The sequence below is a fragment of the Pantoea sp. RCC30.1 genome (assembly GCF_058148845.1).
Map to the genome: position 1 here is coordinate 264,119 of NZ_JBXUHX010000001.1, position 18,025 is coordinate 282,143.

At 52.1% G+C, this 18,025-nt stretch carries 19 protein-coding genes; 7 read left to right on the plus strand and 12 right to left on the minus strand.

Annotated features, from left to right (window positions below; genetic code table 11):
* Nucleotides 1-48: 48 nt before the first annotated feature.
* The gene (locus tag AC2LB6_RS01245) at nt 49-678 is read right to left on the minus strand and encodes a TetR/AcrR family transcriptional regulator (RefSeq protein WP_490092078.1); all 630 of its coding nucleotides are present in this window, start codon (nt 676-678) and stop codon (nt 49-51) included.
* Between the two features lie 198 nt (nt 679-876).
* Between AC2LB6_RS01245 and AC2LB6_RS01250 the strand changes: the two genes are divergently transcribed.
* The 3 genes from AC2LB6_RS01250 (at nt 877) to AC2LB6_RS01260 (ending at nt 3,538) form a co-directional block, all read left to right on the plus strand.
* Nucleotides 877-1,260 carry a nuclear transport factor 2 family protein gene (locus AC2LB6_RS01250; RefSeq protein WP_490092079.1) on the plus strand — a complete coding sequence of 128 codons (384 nt, stop codon included), beginning with the start codon at nt 877-879 and terminating at the stop codon, nt 1,258-1,260.
* Between the two features lie 138 nt (nt 1,261-1,398).
* On the plus strand, nt 1,399-2,007 hold the full coding sequence (locus AC2LB6_RS01255) for a flavin reductase family protein (protein ID WP_490092080.1): 609 nt from the start codon (nt 1,399-1,401) through the stop codon (nt 2,005-2,007).
* A 283-nt stretch (nt 2,008-2,290) separates the two neighbouring features.
* Nucleotides 2,291-3,538: a diguanylate cyclase domain-containing protein gene (locus AC2LB6_RS01260; protein WP_490092081.1), complete on the plus strand. Its 1,248-nt coding sequence runs from the start codon at nt 2,291-2,293 to the stop codon at nt 3,536-3,538.
* 106 nt (nt 3,539-3,644) lie between these two features.
* Here the strand turns inward: AC2LB6_RS01260 and AC2LB6_RS01265 are convergent, their stop codons facing one another.
* Nucleotides 3,645-4,028 (minus strand): winged helix-turn-helix transcriptional regulator, encoded by a 384-nt coding sequence (locus AC2LB6_RS01265; protein ID WP_490092082.1) that lies wholly within the window; start codon nt 4,026-4,028, stop codon nt 3,645-3,647.
* A 98-nt stretch (nt 4,029-4,126) separates the two neighbouring features.
* On the opposite strand from AC2LB6_RS01265, the gene AC2LB6_RS01270 reads away from it, so the two are divergent.
* Nucleotides 4,127-4,855 (plus strand): SDR family NAD(P)-dependent oxidoreductase, encoded by a 729-nt coding sequence (locus AC2LB6_RS01270; RefSeq protein WP_490092083.1) that lies wholly within the window; start codon nt 4,127-4,129, stop codon nt 4,853-4,855.
* 146 nt (nt 4,856-5,001) lie between these two features.
* Here the strand turns inward: AC2LB6_RS01270 and AC2LB6_RS01275 are convergent, their stop codons facing one another.
* Complete coding sequence (locus AC2LB6_RS01275; RefSeq protein WP_490092298.1) at nt 5,002-5,388, minus strand: hypothetical protein; 387 nt, start codon at nt 5,386-5,388, stop codon at nt 5,002-5,004.
* Between the two features lie 341 nt (nt 5,389-5,729).
* Nucleotides 5,730-7,160, minus strand: coding sequence for an amidase (locus AC2LB6_RS01280; RefSeq protein WP_490092084.1), 1,431 nt, complete (start codon nt 7,158-7,160; stop codon nt 5,730-5,732).
* Nucleotides 7,161-7,279: 119 nt separating this feature from the next.
* On the opposite strand from AC2LB6_RS01280, the gene AC2LB6_RS01285 reads away from it, so the two are divergent.
* Nucleotides 7,280-7,858, plus strand: a complete 579-nt coding sequence (locus AC2LB6_RS01285; protein WP_490092085.1) for a TetR/AcrR family transcriptional regulator — start codon at nt 7,280-7,282, stop codon at nt 7,856-7,858.
* Nucleotides 7,859-8,382: 524 nt separating this feature from the next.
* On the opposite strand, the gene AC2LB6_RS01290 is transcribed toward AC2LB6_RS01285, so the two are convergent.
* The 6 genes from AC2LB6_RS01290 to AC2LB6_RS01315 all read right to left on the minus strand — a co-directional run bounded on the left by AC2LB6_RS01290 (nt 8,383) and on the right by AC2LB6_RS01315 (nt 13,346).
* On the minus strand, nt 8,383-8,859 hold the full coding sequence (locus AC2LB6_RS01290) for a glutathione peroxidase (RefSeq protein ID WP_490092086.1): 477 nt from the start codon (nt 8,857-8,859) through the stop codon (nt 8,383-8,385).
* Nucleotides 8,860-9,026: 167 nt separating this feature from the next.
* Nucleotides 9,027-10,049 carry an NADP-dependent oxidoreductase gene (locus AC2LB6_RS01295; RefSeq protein WP_490092087.1) on the minus strand — a complete coding sequence of 341 codons (1,023 nt, stop codon included), beginning with the start codon at nt 10,047-10,049 and terminating at the stop codon, nt 9,027-9,029.
* A complete protein-coding gene (locus AC2LB6_RS01300; RefSeq protein ID WP_490092088.1) occupies nt 10,046-10,456 on the minus strand; it encodes a hypothetical protein in 411 nt (136 codons plus the stop codon). The genes AC2LB6_RS01295 and AC2LB6_RS01300 overlap by 4 nt, the downstream gene beginning before the upstream one ends.
* 2 nt (nt 10,457-10,458) lie before the next feature.
* Complete coding sequence (locus AC2LB6_RS01305; RefSeq protein ID WP_490092089.1) at nt 10,459-11,277, minus strand: oxidoreductase; 819 nt, start codon at nt 11,275-11,277, stop codon at nt 10,459-10,461.
* Nucleotides 11,278-11,399: 122 nt separating this feature from the next.
* A complete protein-coding gene (locus tag AC2LB6_RS01310) occupies nt 11,400-12,182 on the minus strand; it encodes an SDR family NAD(P)-dependent oxidoreductase (RefSeq protein ID WP_490092090.1) in 783 nt (260 codons plus the stop codon).
* Nucleotides 12,183-12,257: 75 nt separating this feature from the next.
* The gene (locus AC2LB6_RS01315; RefSeq protein WP_490092091.1) at nt 12,258-13,346 is read right to left on the minus strand and encodes an alkene reductase; all 1,089 of its coding nucleotides are present in this window, start codon (nt 13,344-13,346) and stop codon (nt 12,258-12,260) included.
* Nucleotides 13,347-13,474: 128 nt separating this feature from the next.
* Here AC2LB6_RS01315 and AC2LB6_RS01320 point away from each other — a divergent pair, with 128 nt between their 5' ends.
* Nucleotides 13,475-14,023 (plus strand): TetR/AcrR family transcriptional regulator, encoded by a 549-nt coding sequence (locus AC2LB6_RS01320; RefSeq protein ID WP_490092299.1) that lies wholly within the window; start codon nt 13,475-13,477, stop codon nt 14,021-14,023.
* 180 nt (nt 14,024-14,203) lie between these two features.
* Here AC2LB6_RS01320 and AC2LB6_RS01325 read toward each other — a convergent pair whose 3' ends face one another.
* Nucleotides 14,204-15,004, minus strand: coding sequence for an SDR family oxidoreductase (locus AC2LB6_RS01325; RefSeq protein WP_490092092.1), 801 nt, complete (start codon nt 15,002-15,004; stop codon nt 14,204-14,206).
* 466 nt (nt 15,005-15,470) lie between these two features.
* The gene (locus tag AC2LB6_RS01330; protein ID WP_490092093.1) at nt 15,471-16,445 is read right to left on the minus strand and encodes a nitrilase family protein; all 975 of its coding nucleotides are present in this window, start codon (nt 16,443-16,445) and stop codon (nt 15,471-15,473) included.
* A gap of 100 nt (nt 16,446-16,545) precedes the next feature.
* Between AC2LB6_RS01330 and AC2LB6_RS01335 the strand changes: the two genes are divergently transcribed.
* Complete coding sequence (locus AC2LB6_RS01335; protein WP_490092094.1) at nt 16,546-17,421, plus strand: LysR family transcriptional regulator; 876 nt, start codon at nt 16,546-16,548, stop codon at nt 17,419-17,421.
* Nucleotides 17,422-18,025 lie beyond the last annotated feature (604 nt).

Sequence of the window (18,025 nt, forward strand, 5' to 3'; positions counted from 1 at the left end):
ACGAAAAACTGACCGGTCGTCTAGTAACTTCTTTTCTGTTTTGTGCTGTCAGCGTCGGATGGGGAGCAGGCGGGGGGCGTGCTCAGCGATCAGTTTGAGGCTCTCAAGCGTTGCACCATCTTTTGCCTCAATAGACATGCCTTCCAGCAGTGTATTAAGCACGGTTGCCAGCGCGACGGTATTGGTATCCGCTGGCAGTTGATTCTCCTGAACCGCTCTGCTCAGCCTTTTTTCAAACAGATCCTTTCCCTCCTGCCGCAGCACGCTGACCGCCCTGACCACATCCGTCGATTCTGCAGAGACATTGATGGCTGCCAGCACCACCATGCAACCGCAGGGCGCTGAAGGGGAGAGCAGGATATCTGCGGCTTCGCTAAAGAAGCTGTCAATCGCCTCACCTATGTCATCCCTTTCTTCCAGCCTTAACCAGGTGGTTTTCCAGTACTTCGTTTCGTAGTAATTCACCGCCTCCAGGAAGAGCTTTGCCTTGTTGCCAAAGGCGGAATAGAGGCTGGGTGGATTGATTTCCATAGCGGCACAAAGCTCGGCAACCGATGCAGGCTCAAAACCTTTGCGCCAGAAAAGATCCAGCGCCTTCAGCAACGCTTTATCACGGTCGAAGCTTCGCGGCCTGCCTTTTGGCTTTTCAGGAAGGGATGGCTGGTCAGGCATATACATAGGTGGCCTCAATCAATGTCTTGACACATTACATAGTGATCACTATACAATAATAACATTATGTAGTGTTCACTACAAAAAATGTGACTGACTTCTGAATAAGAGGTTATTCCTCAAGACGTTTCGATTATCGCTGCGCTGACGCAAAAGAGCGGTATCCGAATGGATACCGGATGAATCATAACGGAGAAGAAACCGATGAATAACACAACCTATGTGCAGGACTATGACGCTATCGTGGCGGTACTGAATCAGTACAATGAGGGCGGTAAGCAGGCGAAAAGCGTGCTGATGAAGCCTGCTTTCAGCGATAGTGCGACCATTTTTGGCGTCGACAGCGATGGCAATCTCAGCGGCGGTCCGATTCAGGGACTGTTTGACACCATCGATACGGCTTTCCGTCCCTCACCTGAGGCGAAAGCGGCTATCGTGCGCGTGGATATTGTCGGGTCAGCCGCCAGCGCGCGCATCGACACCGACGACATTTCGGGCTTCCGCTTTACCGACTTTTTCAATCTTCTGAAAGTGAACGATCGCTGGACCGTGGTCAGCAAAATCTATCACACACATACTGCCGCCTGATCACGATCAGTTGACCGTTGCAGCCTGCGATTCCTGCGGGCTGCATAAAATGATAGTGAGGCCAATAAAAGATCTGTGCCATTTTAGGGTGGGTGAGACGGTGGTAACCAAACGGCAGGAATCTCAGGAGCAAAAGGAATGAATACCTTTATTAACGCGGTAGAGCTGGCAAAGGCCTACAGGCTCATCAATCACGGTCCGGTCACGCTAGTGTCTGCGCGGCATAATGATACTGATGATGTCATGGCGGCTTCATGGGTATGCGCGCTGGACTACGAGCCAGCAAGGCTGACCGTCGTGCTGGACAAGATGGCCTATACCCGCCAGCTCATTGAACAGAGTCAGTCGTTTGTGATACAGGTGCCAGTGGCGTCGCAGGCGACGCTGGTTCATCACCTGGGTTCGCACACCCGTTTCAGTGAGGAAGATAAACTCGACCAGTCAGGCGTATCCCTTTTCAGCCTGCCCGGTATCAACGTTCCGCTGGTAGCAGGCTGCGCCGCATGGTTGTACTGTGAGCTTATCCCCGAAGCGCAAAATCAGCAGCGTTACGATCTGTTTATCGGAGAGATCAAAGCCGCGTGGGCTGATAGCCGTATCTTTCAGGAGGGTCACTGGCAGTTTGAACATTTACCCGCTGATCAGCGCAGCCTGCACTACGTTGCTGGTGGCCACTTCTACACCACCGGCGACGCCATCGATGTGGCCGATGCTTCAGCACCAACACCTGGAGCACATCTGGCATGATTAAAGATTCCGGCCCGATGAGCCGATATACTCAGGCTCATACTTCTGATACTGCATGCTGTCATAGACATTTTGCGTAAAACCATAGGGAAATGGTAACTCAGAAACTGCAGCTGCAGAGGCTCCGGTTTCAGCCAGCGTTTAATGGCGGGTATTTTTGCAATGATGAACCTGTCCCCGGAGCCTCCTTCAGCTTCCGGCGGGTAATAACGGTTATAATCAGGTCTGTAGCGACGAGTATTGAGCTTATTTAATATCGTCAGCAACATCGGAGTCGGCCGCCATGAACACCATGATCAAACCCTCTTTTACCGCCGTTTGGTCTACAGACGCCCAGGGTATCTGCGTCGCCAGTCAGGAAAGCCCGTCGGGTCTGATGCCTGAACTGAAGGGCGTAACCCTGAGTTCCTGGTTAAGGCTGGCGCAGGCTGACGACGATGCCAGGGTCGCGCTGAAACTGACCGCAGCACTGGAAATGCTGACCCCTTTTCATATTGAAGTGCCTATCCACTGTCTGGATGGAAAGACGCGGCGTGTTCTTTTGTCTGGCCTGCCGGATTCCCAGCCTGGGACATCTCATCTGCAATATAACGGCTTCATTCTTGATGTGACCGGACAGCGTAAAGCGCTGGAGGATGCGTTGCGGACGGCGGCAGAATATCGTCTGTTAATTGAAAACAGCACCGATCTGATTGCCCATTGCGACGCGGAAGGCCGGTACGTTTCAATCTCGCCATCTTATAGCGAAATGATCGGCTGGACCGCCGAAGAGGTCTTAGGCAGGTTAGTGCTGGATTTCCTGCATCCCGATGATCACGAAACGGCTACTGAAGCACTGACATGCATCTTCAGCGGGGGAGTGCTGCCGGATGTGGTTGAGGTGCGCAAGCTGCATCGTGACGGTCATTACATCAATCTGGGCACCAAAGCCTGTGGCGTCACCAACCCCAATACAGGAAAAAACATCGGTGCCGTACTGGTGTCGCGCGATATCACGCGAGACAAAGAACGGATGCGTGATCTTGAGAAGCTGGCGACCCTGGACACGCTGACCGGCCTGCATAATCGTGCCTGGATCATCGAGAAAGTGGGCTGCATGCTGTCGCAGGTAGACGATCAGGCCTTTACCACCGTGATGTTTATCGATCTGAACGGCTTTAAGGCGGTGAATGATCTGATGGGGCACGCGAGTGGCGATGATTTATTGCAACAGGTCAGCGAACGGCTGCAACGCTGCATACGTCCGGGCGACTCGGTGGCGCGACTGGGCGGAGATGAGTTTGTCGTGGCCGCTAAGTGCAGCAACCGCGAAACCGCATCCGCCATCGCCCAGCGGATTATTGACAGTCTGCAGGAGCCGTTCGCCATTAATAATATAGATGTGCGCATCGGCGCGGCGATTGGTATCAGCCTGGCCAACTTCGGGATGGCATCGGCCAAAATGCTGTTCGAAAACGCAGACAGGGCGATGTACCAGGCCAAAGCACGCCGCGATGGTTCTTATCAGTTTTTTGAGTCGGCAGCGGATTAATTGACGCATGTGCTTGCGGGTCTACGCTTTCGGCCCTGTTTATCCTGAACTTACCCGCTTATCACCCTGACGCTATGGATATGCCGGAAGGCCGCCCGGGCTAAGTTCATGCAGATTCTTTGACATCCCGCCCCTCATCATAAACCACCTGCGCCTGTTCCATTGCTCCCCCATGTTGCTTCGCCCAGCTCACCAGCGCGATAAAAGGATCCTGCAACGTCCTGCCCAGCGGCGTGATCGAATACTCAACCGCCACAGGGGAGGAGGCAATCACGCGACGGCTCACCAGTCCATTGCGTTCCAGTCGCCGTAATGCCTCTGTCAGGGACTTGTGGGTGATGGGATCGAGTCTGCGCTTGATGGCGTTAAAGCGTGACGGCTGAGAGCACAATACGGTCAGAATCAAAACTGACCACTTATTTGCCACCTGTTCCAGGATAGGGCGCGTGCTGTTGATCTCGGCCAGTACTGCGGTGATATCTGTGGTCATGAGGTTTCCTTGAGGATATCTGGTGTACATCAGGTGCGTAATTGACACTAAATATAATAAATATACCATCGGGTGTCTAACCTCTATCCGGAGTCGTAATGATGAAACTAAGTGGAAAGATCGCCCTGGTCACGGGGGGTAGCAGCGGTATTGGCCTTGCTGTAGCCCGGCGTTTTGTTCAGGAAGGTGCACGGGTTTTTATAACGGGCCGACGTGAAGCTCAGCTGGCTGAGGCTGTTGCGCTGATTGGCGGTGACGTCGAGGCAATTGCAGGTGACATCACCCGCACAAGCGACCTTGAACGTCTGTTTGACACTCTCAATGCGCGGGCTGGCCGACTCGACATCCTCGTCAACTCGTCTGGCGTGTCAGAACCGGCGAGCCTGGAAGAGACAACAGAGGAGCACCTTGATCGCATCTTTAATCTGAATGTGCGTGCCATGGTGTTGACGGTGCATCACGCGGTGCGACTCATGAGTGAGGGCAGCAGCATTGTGCTGGTGGGTTCGATTGCGGGAAACATCGCGAATCCCGGCTATGCTGCCTATTCCGCCAGCAAGGCCGCAGTACGATCCTATGCCCGCACCTGGAACAGTGAGCTGGCACCGCGGGGTATCAGAGTGAACACACTCAGCCCGGGTCCCACCGACACACCGATGTTTAGCCAGGCCAGCGATGAAGTCAGGCAGACGTTAAGCGCACGGATCCCGGCAAAGCGGCTGGGTAATCCTGATGAAGTGGCGGCGGCTGCCCTGTTTCTGGCGTCCGATGAAAGCAGTTACATCAGCGGCACCGAACTGGTGATTGATGGCGGCATGACGGCATAGAGGTTAGCGGCTGGCGATGTGGGATGGCTCGATGGCATGGCGGGGAGGGTTTTGACTCATTGAGACGCTCTCGCCATGCTCTCCCACCAAGAACACTTCTCAGAGTGATATTTACCTGCCTTAGATGTGTTCTGGTTTGAGTGTATTCATTGTGAGGCAGAACGCCGGTCCATGATCTCTTTCACGTAATGCTCAATAACTATCTGATGTTGATGGTTTATTTCCAAAATGAATGTCTGCAGGAAATCAGGTGTGGAGTGAAGTGTGTTCACAATCAGTTTATCGAAGTCTTTCTGAGTAAATCGGTCATAGCCTTTTAGCGTCGATCGCTGAAGCAGGGTATGCGCAGTAATTTCGAGAACGGCACGTCTGTAATCATCGGAAAGCAGGATATCAAGATCGTCACGGCTCATCTCAAAAGCAAAGCTGTAGCTGATAAAACCCGAATCAACAGGCAAGGAGTAGGTTAGCTTCCCATCCTCCTGTGTCACATGAGGTTCATATCCCTCACCCATGAGGTGAACTGACTGCATATTAATCTCCTTCTTTTTCAGCTCAGGGTTATTACTGCAACAGTTAAAACCACAGAAATCGATGTATTTCAGCTTATGACGACGAGCGCGCATGCGCACAACCTCAGATCGTTTAAGAGCGGAAGTTCCCGGTTGTTCACCTGTTCGCGAACGGCAAAACTGACTAAGTGGTATGCCTGTCAAGGAGGGTCACGTCAACCGTGCTCAGTGAGCTACAGGTATCCAGGCGACTTTATAAGGCTGTCGCTTCTCCCCGCTATTTTAAAGACAAAAAACAGCAGGGAGGAAGGCGTCGCTTTCATCTTTTGGAAAAAACATCAGAGAATGCTTCTGAACGGGCTTTAGCGCCCAGCCCATACCACCGGTTTCCTTGCCTGCCACGGACAGGCGTTTTCAAGCTGACCCGCCAGTGCCAGCAATACATTCTCCTGATTGGATCCTGCACAGAACTGCATGCCAATCGGCAGATTCAGGGAAGAATGGAAGCCCAGAGGAACTGACATTGCTGGCGTTCCGCAAACGTTCGCCAGCGCAGTAAACGGTGACCGATTGAAAACGTGATGCATCCAGCCGCGCCCATCCACGTCGTGCTGATGATGATTGTACTCACCGAGCAGACCTGGCAGGGCGGGGAGAGTGGGTGTCAGCAGAATATCGTAAGCCTGATAAAATTGCCCCATCGCTTGTGTGACGGCGTTTCGCATATGCATTGCACCGACCAGTTCAGTAGCCGTAAGAGAATGACCAAGTTTCCAGAGTGCGAGGCTTGCCGGTTCCAGCGTCTCTTCATTAACGGGATTGTTGGTTGCTGACGCCAGCGCATCGATCCAGGCTGCGGTATTGGCTGACCAGAAGCGGGTATTCAGTTCAACAAAGTTGTCCCAACTGCCGATTCGGGGCGTCGCGTCCTCTACCTGATGACCCAGCGCGATGAGCTGTCCGATCGTTTTATTGAGCGCTTCGACGACTTCTGGCTGGCTGCGCTGACCGTTCAGCGGATGCGTCATTACACCAATTTTCAATGACCCCGGATTCTGAGATACGCAGTCATTCAGATTTGGATGGGATGCGGCGATGATAAAAGGATCACCTGCCTGATTACCCTGAACGGCGTTCAGTAGCGCAGCAGTGTCACGAACGGTTCGGCTGACGAATCCATGCACGGCAAGGCCAGACCAGACTTCGTCGACATCAGGTCCCATGCTGATACGTCCGCGGCCAGGCTTCAGCCCGAACAAACCATTCGCGGAAGCGGGCACTCGGATTGATCCGCCGCCATCGGTAGCATGCGCGGCAGGTACCATGCCTGACGCTACAGCGGCAGCTGAACCTCCACTGGAACCTCCGGCACTATGATCTGTATTCCACGGATTGCGCGTGCCGCCGTTAAAGCGTGGCTCCGTGGTCGTGCTTGCAGCCAGTTCGGGGGTTGTCGTTCGTCCCAGAAGCACAAGCCCAGCCTCTCGCATTTTGCAGGTCAGATTTGAATCCTGCGGCGAAACGTATCCGGCTGCCAGTCGGCTTCCCAGTTCATTCCGACGGTTTTTTACCGATACTCCCAGGTCCTTGACCAGCATGGGTACGCCCTGAAGCATGCCTGAATTAAGGCTGCACTCATCATCCCAGACCTCAATGACAGCGTTAATTTCATCGTTCACTTTTTTGATGGCGTTGATGGCAGCATCTTTGACTTCCTGCGCTGTGACTTCGCCCCGGGAGATGAGTTCAGCCAGGCCGGTGCCGTCGAATGAGGTATATTCTGTCAGTTTCATGGTTTCCGCTTAGGGTTGCTTGTGCTTTGAAGGCACGCTTAAAGTATACTGAATAGTATCTTTTGATACTGATCGGTATCGTACGATACTAATTAGTATCGTTGCAACAGGAGAAACTCATGCACAGAACATCGCAACCCCGGCTGCCACCTCGTGAACGCATCCTGCAGGCGGCGGAAAGTCTGTTTTATCAGGAAGGGATTACCCGGATCACCGTGGATGCAATCGCAGCGAAAGCGGAGTCGACCAAAATGACCCTTTATCGTCATTTCGCGTCCAAAGAGGCTCTGGTGCAGGCGTGGATCACGTTACTGGTTGAGGATTACAACCGGGTATGGGAGGCGCTGGCGGAACGATACGGACAGCAACCGGATGCGCAGATTATGGGTTTTGCCCGTTATCTGAAGGACAATCTTGCGGGAACCCTACAACGAGGATGTCCTTTCACAAACACCCTGGCAGAAACCACAGGTCAATTTCCTGAAATCAGGGGGCTGATCTTTGCTCACAAGAAAAAGCAGTTTAACAGGCTGGTTTCGCTCTGCGACGCAGCGGGCATTACCGATCCACAGAGGCTGGCGAAAGAGATAACGCTAATTCTGGAAGGCCTGCAGGTGGTGGCACAGAATGAAGCGTTTGATGGTGCTGCAGATTTCGTACTGCAGCACCTGGAAGCTAAACTCAGGCTGCCTATGTGAAGATGTAGCTTAGGAGGTGCCTCACGAGTTACGTTGAAAGAAGATATAATGATCCGCTTTGAGCGCAAAGCGGATAGATCTAAGTGACTTTGACGTCTAAGCGCCGCTCATCCCCGGAATCCCGTCCTGGCCTCCATGACTGCCTCCGCGACCACCCAGACCTCCCGTCCCGCCAGGTCCCGCGTTGCCCCCGTCGCCGCCTTTCCCACCTGGTGAGTTGTCGGACGAACCCCCGTTACCCCCATTGCCGCCGTTACCTCCATTCCCGCCGTTGCCGCCATTCAGACATCCGGTGCCAGAAACGCCATTCCTGCCATTCTGAACAGCTGGGGAATCACTTTGTCCATCCAGACCATTCTGGCTTTCGCAGGCAGCGAGTTGCGGAGTGAGTAGGATCTGAGTATTCGCTGATACCGGCAGGCAACCTATCCCGAGCGAGAAGGGTACGAGGGGTAATAAATGTCGGAGCCTGAACATCGTTAATTCATCCTCTTAGTCGATGGTTACCAACCACTGCCACACCTTCAAAGGGCAGCAAGAATGGTGGCTTCCATTTTCTCCGGCGTGGTGGTCGGTGCAAATCGTTTAAGTGGTATGCCATCGCGCCCGATCAGGAACTTAGTGAAGTTCCACTTAATACGACCACCCAGTACGCCGGGTAATTCATTTTTCAGGTAATGAAAAATCGGGTGCGTTGAGGTGCCATTGACTTCCACTTTACCAAACATCGGGAAACTCACCCCGTAGTTGATGTGGCATGTCTGCGCGATCTCGTCGGCCCCGCCGGGTTCCTGCTTACCGAACTGGTTGCAGGGGAAGCCCAGCACCACCAGACCCCGATCGGCATACTTTTTGTAAAGTGTTTCAAGACCGGCGTATTGAGGCGTGAACCCACAATGGCTGGCGGTGTTAACCACCAGCACTACCTTTCCAGCGTAGTCGGCCATCGGGATAATCTGACCATTCAGGCTGGAGGCAGTGAGTTGATAAAAGAGAGACATGTTGTAATCCTCAGAGCGGAACCAGTTTGATGTCAACATTAGCACAGCGCGGATAACGGAGGGGATCAGGCGAAGCAGGTGTTCTGCTGGCAGGACCGGTATCCCTGCTTCGAACTTTACCGCCAGCGTTATGGATTCTTTTCCACTTCTGATGTGAACTCTGGTTGTTATTCCTGATGAATTTTAACCACAACTTTCCCCTTTGCATGCCCGCGTTGCAGCCAGTCAAGCGCATTCTGAGTTTCTGCAAAGGGAAAAACCTTGTCGATTACCGGTTTGATTTTCCCAGCTTCGATAAGGTTACTTATCCGGGTAAGCTGTTCGCCATCAGGACGAACAAAGAGAAACGAATAATCCAGTCCGCGCTTTTTTGAAAGTCGCAAAATCCTGCGGCTCATCAGGCCAAAAATCATCCGCAGGAAGATATTCAGCTGTCTGGCTCGTGCGAAATTGACATCTAATGGACCAATGAGAGAGATTATCTTTCCGCCGGGTTTCAGGATATTCAGGGATTTTTCAATCGAATCTCCACGGAGAGTGCCGATTACGATATCGTAGCCACTCAGCACATGTTCAAACGCCTGCTTTGTATAATCAACCACCTCATCTGCACCCAGTTGACGCACCCATTCTTCATTGGCTGAACTGGTGGTCGTCGCGACATCTGCGCCCAGATGTTTCGCCAGCTGAATCGCAAAGCTGCCAATCCCGCCGGAACCTGCCGGAATAAACACCTTTTGCCCAGGCTGTAAATGCGCTTTTTCTGTGAACGCCTGCCATGACGTGAGGCTAACCATAGGCAGTGAAGCCGCCTGCACGTGATCCAGATTTTTAGGTTTCAGGGCTGCGAGACGTTCAGGGACCCGTGCAAACTCAGCCAGTGAACCCGTGCCTCTGTCGAAAATGCTGGCGAAAACTTCATCACCTGGAGTGAATCGCGTCACCCGACTCCCTGTCGCAATTACCACGCCTGATAAATCACTGCCGAGGGTACCGGGAAGCTTAAAATGCAAAACCGGTTTGAACATTCCTCCAGGTATCATGTTATCAATAGGATTCAGACCAGCAGCATAAACCTTCACGAGTATTTCATCTGCAGCGGGAGAGGGATAATCCACGTTTTCAAATCCCAGATCAGGCGATTTTCCGTAGCGCTTAAACGTAAAAGCTTTCATCGTTCTGGTTTTCATTTTTTAATTATCCTGTGATGTTCACTCTTTAAATATTTTTGGATTCCTCTGTTACTGAATAAAAAGGCGGTTCCCAGTAGCAGTTCAATAAATACCGCAATAAAGATTTGCCCGTTAACATGACCTTTCTGCCATTCGACGAAACCTGACGCGGCTGTAATAAAAGAGATTGTGCTGATACCAGCGGCAAGGGCATATCTGGCGTGTGACGGCGCTGAATTCCTCGCCAGCAGACACATCACTGCTGTGCCTGCAAAGAAAGCGGCAGAACGACGCGCGATCACCTCTGTACCGGTCGCCGGTTCAATTCCCCAAAGAGTCAGAAGTTGCTCTGGGAAAAACATCCATACCGTAGCCAGAATGAAAAACAACAGAGAAGTCAGTACAGCCAGTCGTGAAAATGTCATCTTTAATTTCTCGTATCAAGCTGAAGGCTGTTACGTACAACCCTATCCAGGATCCTGGGGGGCGCGAATCGGAGTATGAAATTCAGTTTCGCCGCGAGCTTACCTGCGGTATAGCGTACCTTTGGCCGTAAAGTCTGTGCTACTTTTAGCACCACCTCTGCCACGACCTCCGGGCTTTCCGCTTCAGCCATTGCCTTACTGACCACTTTCGTCAACCTAGCCCGGATAAGGTCGTACTCTTCAAGCTTCTCATCCGGTTCGATATTGTGGGCTTCAAACTGCGTTTTTATGTATGCCGGTTCAATAACAGAGACCCTTATGCCCAGTGTGCGCAGTTCATGGTCAAGTGCTCCGGTATACCCCTCGACCGCATGTTTACTGGCCGCATAAAGCGCTACATAGGGCAATGGCACAACCCCGAGAATCGAACCGATATTGATAATGCGTCCGTAGCCCTGACGACGCATGTGAGGCAGCACGGCGCGTGTCAGCCTGACAATCCCCATAAAATTGGTGTCGAAGATCTGCCGTGCCTGCTCGACAGAACTCTCTTCTGCCGCCGCCGGAGAGACTCCAAAACCTGCGTTGTTCACCAGGAGATCTATTCGCCCCTCCAGTTGCATCAACGCCTCAATGGCAGCCTCGACCGAGGTGTCGTCAGTGACATCCAGTGCCAGTAATGGAAAGGCGTGTTTACCTGCCTCTGGGCCACGCCGGCTTGTGCCGTAGACCCGGTAACCTGCTGCCTGAAGTTTATTCGCGGATGCTTTGCCAATACCTGAAGATGCGCCGGTCACCAGGGCTACACGTTTTTGGCTCATTCTGAGTACGCTCATGTGGTTGGGTTCAGATTTCCGTTCATTGAAGTGATACGGAATAACAGAGTAGTCATCAGTTCCCCTCAGCAGAACCACGCAGGATGGTTCCGCTGAGAAGACCCTCACTAACGCGTTTTGTATCGCGCAGCAGCTTCTTCCTGTCTGATGTCCGACAGCAGGCCCTGACGGGATGCCTCAAGAACATCCCAGCGTTCGGCGTTTTGTAAGGGCGGAATCGTCACGAGCTCGCGGCGGTCAAAACCAGCCAGAGCGGCGTCAACCAGTTCGCCCACTTCCATCATTTTTGAAGCGTTACTGATGTCGATACCCGCACGTTCCCAGATTTCGGTGTAAGTCCCCGCCGGGAGCACCGCCTGGATATAAATGCCCTTTGATGACAGTTCAATATTCATTCCCTGAGACAGGAAAAGAACAAAGGCTTTGGTTGCGCCGTATACCGTCATTGCAAATTCCGGGGCCAGTCCGACGATTGAACTGATATTCACGATTGAACCCTTTCCGGCTTCAGCAAAACGGGGAGCCGCCGCACTGGCAAGTCTTGTCAGGGCAGTAACGTTAAGTGCGATAAGCCGTTCGATAGAGTCAGGCGTCTGCCCGGTAAAACTGCCGGTCTGGGCGATACCGGCGTTATTGATAAGAATCCCTATCTGCGCGTCTTCACGAAGGCGTGCTTCAACCGTGGCTAAATCACTTGCTTGCGTAAGGTCGGCAGGCAGAACATCGACAGAAATACTGTTTTCCTGTCGTAGCCGTGCTGCAAGTACTTCTAATTTCGTTTTGTCGCGAGCCACCAGAACAAGGTTATGTCCACGACGTGCAAATCGCTCAGCGTAAACCGCACCAATACCCGTTGAAGCGCCTGTGATAAGGACTGAATCATTCGTCATAATTTTATCTTCTTCATTTATTTAGTAAAAATCGCCTTCGGCGACATAGGTATAACCATGACTTGTGGTGATTAATCAGCGTGTATTGCTAAGCGACGGATAATCGATATAGCCCTCTGCACCACCGCCATAGAGTGTTTCGGGATTGAGGGGGGCCAGAGGCGCTCCCGTCTTAAGTCTTTCGACTAAATCGGGGTTAGAAATGAAGGGGCGACCGAACGCAAATAAATCGGCTTTATTCTGTGTAAGGTGGTCAGACGCCAGCGCCAGGTCATAGCCATTGTTGCCGATATACGTGTTTTTGAAGCGGCGACGCAGTGAAGCGTAATCGAATGGTGATACATCACGGGGACCGCCCGTCGCGCCTTCAACAACGTGCAGATAAACGATACCTGCAGCATCCAGTTGCTCTGTCAGATAATCATATTGTGTCTGCGGATCGCTGCATGAAATCGCATTTGCTGGTGAGACGGGTGAGATGCGAACGCCCGTACGTTCTGCGCCGATCTCATCTTTAACGGCCTCCACGACTTCCAGCAGCAGGCGCGCACGATTCTCCACGGAGCCGCCATATTCATCAGTTCGATGATTAGCACCATCCTTCAGAAACTGTTCCAGCAGGTAGCCATTCGCACCATGTATTTCAACACCATCAAACCCGGCGGCAATCGCATTGGCTGCAGCCTTTCTGAAATCGGCGATAATCCCTTTTATTTCGTGCAATTCGAGGGCGCGGGGCTCAGAGACGTCAGCAAATCCGTTATTCACAAAGGTTTTAGTCCCGGCACGGATGGGCGACGGGGCGACGGGTGCAGCGCCACCGGGCTGTAAATCGACGTGCGAAATCCGTCCCACGTGCCACAGCTGTACAAATATGCGCCCACCTTTGGCATGCACGGCGTCAGTGACTTTCCGCCAGCCCTCAATCTGATCCTGCGTGTAGATTCCCGGCGTATCCTGATATCCCTGCGCCTGTTCAGAGATCTGCGTGGCCTCGGTAATCAGCAATCCTGCTGTGGCACGCTGAGCGTAATAGGTCGCAGCCAGTTCACCGGGAACCAGGCCTGCTCCAGCGCGGTTGCGCGTCAGCGGTGCCATCACAATACGATTCGCAAGCGTGACAGACCCCAGTTCATAAGGTTGAAATAAAGATTCATTGGTCATGGTTATTCCTCAGCGGATGAGCAGGTAAAAGCACTGGCTTAATGATGATGATCATAATCATTAAGGTCAATTGGTTTGATTATGGTCATCATCAATGTATAATCAGGGTCTGTTGCAGGAGAAATAAAATGAAAGTGTCTAAAGAGCAGGTACGCGAAAACCGGTTGCGGGTCGTTGAAACGGCGTCAGAGCTTTTTCGTCAGCGTGGTTACGATGGGGTAGGCGTCGCTGAACTGATGTCAGCCGCTGGGTTAACACATGGCGGGTTCTATAAGCATTTTGGGTCAAAAGCGGATTTGTTAGCTGAAGCGATGAACTGCGGTTTTGCGCAGTCGGCCGAAAAAACCAAAGGTGCGAGTCGGGAAGCGTTTATTGAGTACTACCTTTCCCGGCAGCATCGCGATGACATGGGAAAGGGTTGCGTGATGTCGGCCCTGGGCACCGATGCAGCCCGACAGTCTGAATCAATCCGGGAGGCGTTTGCGGCCGGGATTGAACGTCAAATTGCCCTCTTAGAATCCGAAAATGTAACGCGTGAAGAGCTGATAACGACTATTGCGCAGCTTGTTGGTGCACTGATGCTTTCGCGCGCCTGTCCGGAAAGTTCCGGACTTGCTGATGAAATTCTTGAGGTCTGCCGTGCGCGTTTGCTCAATCCGGATTCCGGTAAAAAATGAATCAATGCGCTTACCGTTCAACTGGAATAAAGTCAGTTTGGCACTGACTGAAATGTCCAGCCTGCTGGCGTTTTATTAATAGCTGCGGTAATGCGTAATCCGGACTTCCCGTTCCGGATACAGTTCCCGCCAAAAGGTTATCAACCCGTCGGCTACCAACCCGTTTCAGTGACGCCTTGCTCAGCCATTATCGCGAAAGCCGGGATAAAGGCTCATTCCGCCATCAATGAAAAGCGTGGTGCCATGAACGTAGTCAGAAAGATCACTGGCGAGCCACACGACAGCATTCGCCACGTCTTCAGCCGCCCCGATGCGCCCGTAAGGGATGAGCTTTAACAACTCTTTACCCGCCTGGCCTGAGGTACTTTCCTTGTTGATGGCGGTTGCGATAGCGCCAGGTGCCACAGCATTAACACGAATCCGATCTTCGCCCACCTCCTGAGCAAGACTTTTCATCAGCATATCGACGCCGCCTTTAGATGCCGCATAGTTGACGTGTCCTGCCCAGGGAATGAGCTGATGAACCGAGCTCATATGAATAATCTTACCCACGGCTCTGCTGATTTCCGGGCGATGCGCCTGGCTACGGAACTGACGCAACGCAGCACGCGCGCAAAGGAACTGTCCGGTCAGGTTCACGTTAATAACGGTATTCCAGTCCTCTATCATCATATCAATGGATGCGGCATCTTTCTGCAGTCCTGAGTTCGCCACCAGGATATCCAGTCTGCCAAATTCAGCAATCGTTTGATCAAAGAGATTCTCAACATCCGCCTCTTTCGAGACGTCTCCCTTCACTGCGATGGCACGGCCACCGTCTGCGTGGATTTTTTCAACCAGTTCTTCTGCGGGTTCCGCCTGGCTGTGGTAGTTGACCACCACACAGGCACCTTCTTTAGCGAGTGCTTCTGCGCAGGCATAGCCGAGACCCGAGCTGGCACCGGTAACCAGCGCAACCTGATTTTTGAGAGACAAGATCATGAGGCTTCCTTAGTTCTGTAAATGATGAGCTTCTTAATCCGGCAGGCATCATCCTGGGATTGAATATCGCTGACACTGCGAAGTCCAGACACCTGGACTCTGATCGATTGGCTAATCAGATCGAGCGCATGGGCCTGGGTCACTGAATTATAGATGCGAAGTTCGGGATTGGCCGTGGTTGCGCCTGAGAGGCAGGGTCAGGATGGCTCCGGCTGAACGGAAAAGGAGTCGCTGCACTATTGCACTGGTCAGAAGTTGGCGAATCCTGAGCACGGCAATAATAAAAACCGCACCAACACGGTAAGTGGAACCAGAATCCTTCCCTATATCTATAGCGAGACATTATTCAGAGAGATAACCCCAGGCAGTATCGCCAGATAGAAAGCGATGGTTTTAAGGTTTTCAGGCGTTACCGCGCCCTGACAATCTTTCTGGCAGAGAGATGCGTTCTGATAGCCGCGACGGGTTAAGGTGTCTCATCAGAAAATCGTGCGCTAATGGCATCGCGTTCATAGCCCTGCGGTTGTGTCAGAATCTGGTATAAATCAGGACGTCGGCCATGGATCCAGCGCCGTCCAGTACTCATTGCGAGCAGACTTAAATCCAGTTCAGCACTCACCATAATATCTTCAGGTGCCCAGGTTTCATTAATGATTCTTCCATAAGGATCCAGGATCATTGCATTGCCTGTGCGCACCTCGTCATCATCTGCACCTACGCCATTACTGAAGAGAATAAATAATCCGTTGTCATGTGCACGGGCAGGTAGCCATCTCATCAGCCATTCCCGGCCGTTTGGCCCTTTGAACGCAGCAGTAATTTCTTCCTTCCGCATTTCCCGCTCCGCCCAGAGTGCTAACGGAATGGGTTTCATCGCGTAAGGGCTGCGGGAATCAGTACCGCCTGTCTGATGAGGTGCAAGAAGAATATCTGCACCCAGCAATGCGGTAGCCCGCACGTTTTCTACCAGATTATTGTCCCAGCAAATCAGGATGCCTGCTTTCACTCCCCAGGGAGTATCAAAAACGGTAAAGCTGTCACCACTGCTGATTGAAGGATGTTCAAAAGCATGGAGTTTGCGATGAGTCTGCATTGAGCCGTCCGGCATACAGGCAACATACGCATTGTAGAGGCGGCCATCGTCGGCTCTTTCAATCAGTCCGGCGCCAATCAGCATTTGATGTTTTACCGCCAGAGAACCAATGAGTTTAAGTGAAGGGCTCCCCACGATCGGTTCTGCGAGAGCAGACACGTCCGCTGAGGAGAGTTTGGGTACATGCCAGTAGCCGGTGATACACATTTCAGGGAAAGTGAGGATCTTTACCTGCTGAATCGCCGCCTGCTCAATAAACTTCTCCATTATCAGCAGATTGTATTTTTTGTTATTTGCCTGGTGCTGAAACTGGACGGTTGCAGCCTTCAGGGATGTGATTTTGCTCATGGGGTATCTCCAGTAATAAGCCAGACTGGATTACATAACGATTTTCAATAACGGTATAATCAAATCATTTCTAATTTTGATAACCTTCTGGAATGTAATAATGAACATCCGTTTGCTCAAAGCATTTTTGATACTGGCTGAAAAAGGAAATTATGCTGACGCGGCAAGGGCGTTGTTTATTTCGCAACCTGCATTGACCAAACAGATTAATCTTCTTGAATCCATGGTGGAGATGTCGCTCTTCACGCGGGGTCGTCATGGAGCAACACTGACGGCCAGTGGCCGACGTTTGCTGCCAGATGCGGAGAAGGTGGTCAGGCAAACCCGGCTATTTATGCATCATGCAGAGCGGGTTTCAAAAGGGATAGAAGGGCATGTAGCCGTCGGGTTCGGTCTCTCAAGCTTTTATCTGGCACCACGCTGTATTGCTGAATTTCGCCGTGATTATCCGGGAATAGAGATGTCACTGACTGATCTTCCTTCATTTAAGCAGTATGAGCTTTTGCAGAATGATGAGCTTCAGGTCGGCTTTGTCAGAGTGCCACCCCCCGTCGCGCTTGATTACCTGCCATTGTTTACCGATCGGCTGGTTCTTATTGCACCTGCAACGTCAACCTCCATGCTTGCTGCTGAATGGCTGAAAAAACGGCCTCTGCTGCGACTCTATGCTGAGCGAGGACGGGGTTTAAATGCGCAAATCGATCGCTTTCTGCATGACAATGGTCTTTTCATCTCATCGACTCAATTGAGTGATGATATACAGACTATTGTTGCGCTGGTCATCGCGGGTATAGGTGTCTCCCTGGTGCCCTACAGTGTTATGCATATTGCGCCGCCGGAACTGGTTATCATTCCGTTAACGGGTGAGTCATTAAGCTGGGAGGTTGGCATCGCCTGGAACGCGAGCCATGAGGATGTTATCCGTGACAATTTTATTGCCAGTATAAGAAAGGGCATAACTCACGAACGCGGGTAATTCGCATTGTTGTTCCGGTGCCAGCAGGAGAGTTTCAATGTAATCCTGGCCGGAATGATGGCCAGGTCTGGACCTCTTTTCTGTCCGATCCGCTTCTTACACGAATACTTTAGAGGGATCAGTAATGCTCCAGCGGATCCGCAAACAAACAGCCTGTAAGGTCTTCAGCAAATTTCCCCTCAGCGATATCCGCTTCTATCAAAAAGTGTTTCTCGTTACAGGCCCGCAATGACAGAACGCTGTCCTGCATGACTTCCGGTAATGCATTGAGGTAAATGCCTTGTCGGGAGCATCCCTCTCAGATGCAAATCGCATGAGTGCCAAAATAGGGCGGGGCTGCTGGCTGATAGATGTGATTGATTAGCAGAGCGGTTTCACCGACGGGGATATCGCCGATGCGTTGCTGGCGGATCCCGCGACACCAGCAACGTGAGCCTGCTCTTCTGCGCGTCCGCTTTTGCTGATGCGCCAGCGGAGGTGAAAAGATGTTATACAGGGTCGGGGCTGAAGCTTTTGGATCTGCAATCTGTTGCGTACTACCCCGTTAGCTGAAAGGGGGCGGATCGAATGCGTGTTTACTGGCAGAGCGGAGCCACACGCTGGC

Bases quoted from the DNA above. Each gene is read 5' to 3' on its own strand.
- AC2LB6_RS01325 (WP_490092092.1), bottom strand. From the start codon at position 15,004: ATGATCTTGTCTCTCAAAAATCAGGTTGCGCTGGTTACCGGTGCCAGC.
- AC2LB6_RS01280 (WP_490092084.1), bottom strand. From the start codon at position 7,160: ATGAAACTGACAGAATATACCTCATTCGACGGCACCGGCCTGGCTGAA.
- AC2LB6_RS01245 (WP_490092078.1), bottom strand. From the start codon at position 678: ATGTATATGCCTGACCAGCCATCCCTTCCTGAAAAGCCAAAAGGCAGG.
- AC2LB6_RS01320 (WP_490092299.1), top strand. From the start codon at position 13,475: ATGAAAGTGTCTAAAGAGCAGGTACGCGAAAACCGGTTGCGGGTCGTT.
- AC2LB6_RS01315 (WP_490092091.1), bottom strand. From the start codon at position 13,346: ATGACCAATGAATCTTTATTTCAACCTTATGAACTGGGGTCTGTCACG.
- AC2LB6_RS01270 (WP_490092083.1), top strand. From the start codon at position 4,127: ATGATGAAACTAAGTGGAAAGATCGCCCTGGTCACGGGGGGTAGCAGC.
- AC2LB6_RS01310 (WP_490092090.1), bottom strand. From the start codon at position 12,182: ATGACGAATGATTCAGTCCTTATCACAGGCGCTTCAACGGGTATTGGT.
- AC2LB6_RS01300 (WP_490092088.1), bottom strand. From the start codon at position 10,456: ATGACATTTTCACGACTGGCTGTACTGACTTCTCTGTTGTTTTTCATT.
- AC2LB6_RS01295 (WP_490092087.1), bottom strand. From the start codon at position 10,049: ATGAAAACCAGAACGATGAAAGCTTTTACGTTTAAGCGCTACGGAAAA.
- AC2LB6_RS01275 (WP_490092298.1), bottom strand. From the start codon at position 5,388: ATGCAGTCAGTTCACCTCATGGGTGAGGGATATGAACCTCATGTGACA.
- AC2LB6_RS01285 (WP_490092085.1), top strand. From the start codon at position 7,280: ATGCACAGAACATCGCAACCCCGGCTGCCACCTCGTGAACGCATCCTG.
- AC2LB6_RS01290 (WP_490092086.1), bottom strand. From the start codon at position 8,859: ATGTCTCTCTTTTATCAACTCACTGCCTCCAGCCTGAATGGTCAGATT.
- AC2LB6_RS01330 (WP_490092093.1), bottom strand. From the start codon at position 16,445: ATGAGCAAAATCACATCCCTGAAGGCTGCAACCGTCCAGTTTCAGCAC.
- AC2LB6_RS01335 (WP_490092094.1), top strand. From the start codon at position 16,546: ATGAACATCCGTTTGCTCAAAGCATTTTTGATACTGGCTGAAAAAGGA.
- AC2LB6_RS01250 (WP_490092079.1), top strand. From the start codon at position 877: ATGAATAACACAACCTATGTGCAGGACTATGACGCTATCGTGGCGGTA.
- AC2LB6_RS01305 (WP_490092089.1), bottom strand. From the start codon at position 11,277: ATGAGCCAAAAACGTGTAGCCCTGGTGACCGGCGCATCTTCAGGTATT.
- AC2LB6_RS01260 (WP_490092081.1), top strand. From the start codon at position 2,291: ATGAACACCATGATCAAACCCTCTTTTACCGCCGTTTGGTCTACAGAC.
- AC2LB6_RS01255 (WP_490092080.1), top strand. From the start codon at position 1,399: ATGAATACCTTTATTAACGCGGTAGAGCTGGCAAAGGCCTACAGGCTC.
- AC2LB6_RS01265 (WP_490092082.1), bottom strand. From the start codon at position 4,028: ATGACCACAGATATCACCGCAGTACTGGCCGAGATCAACAGCACGCGC.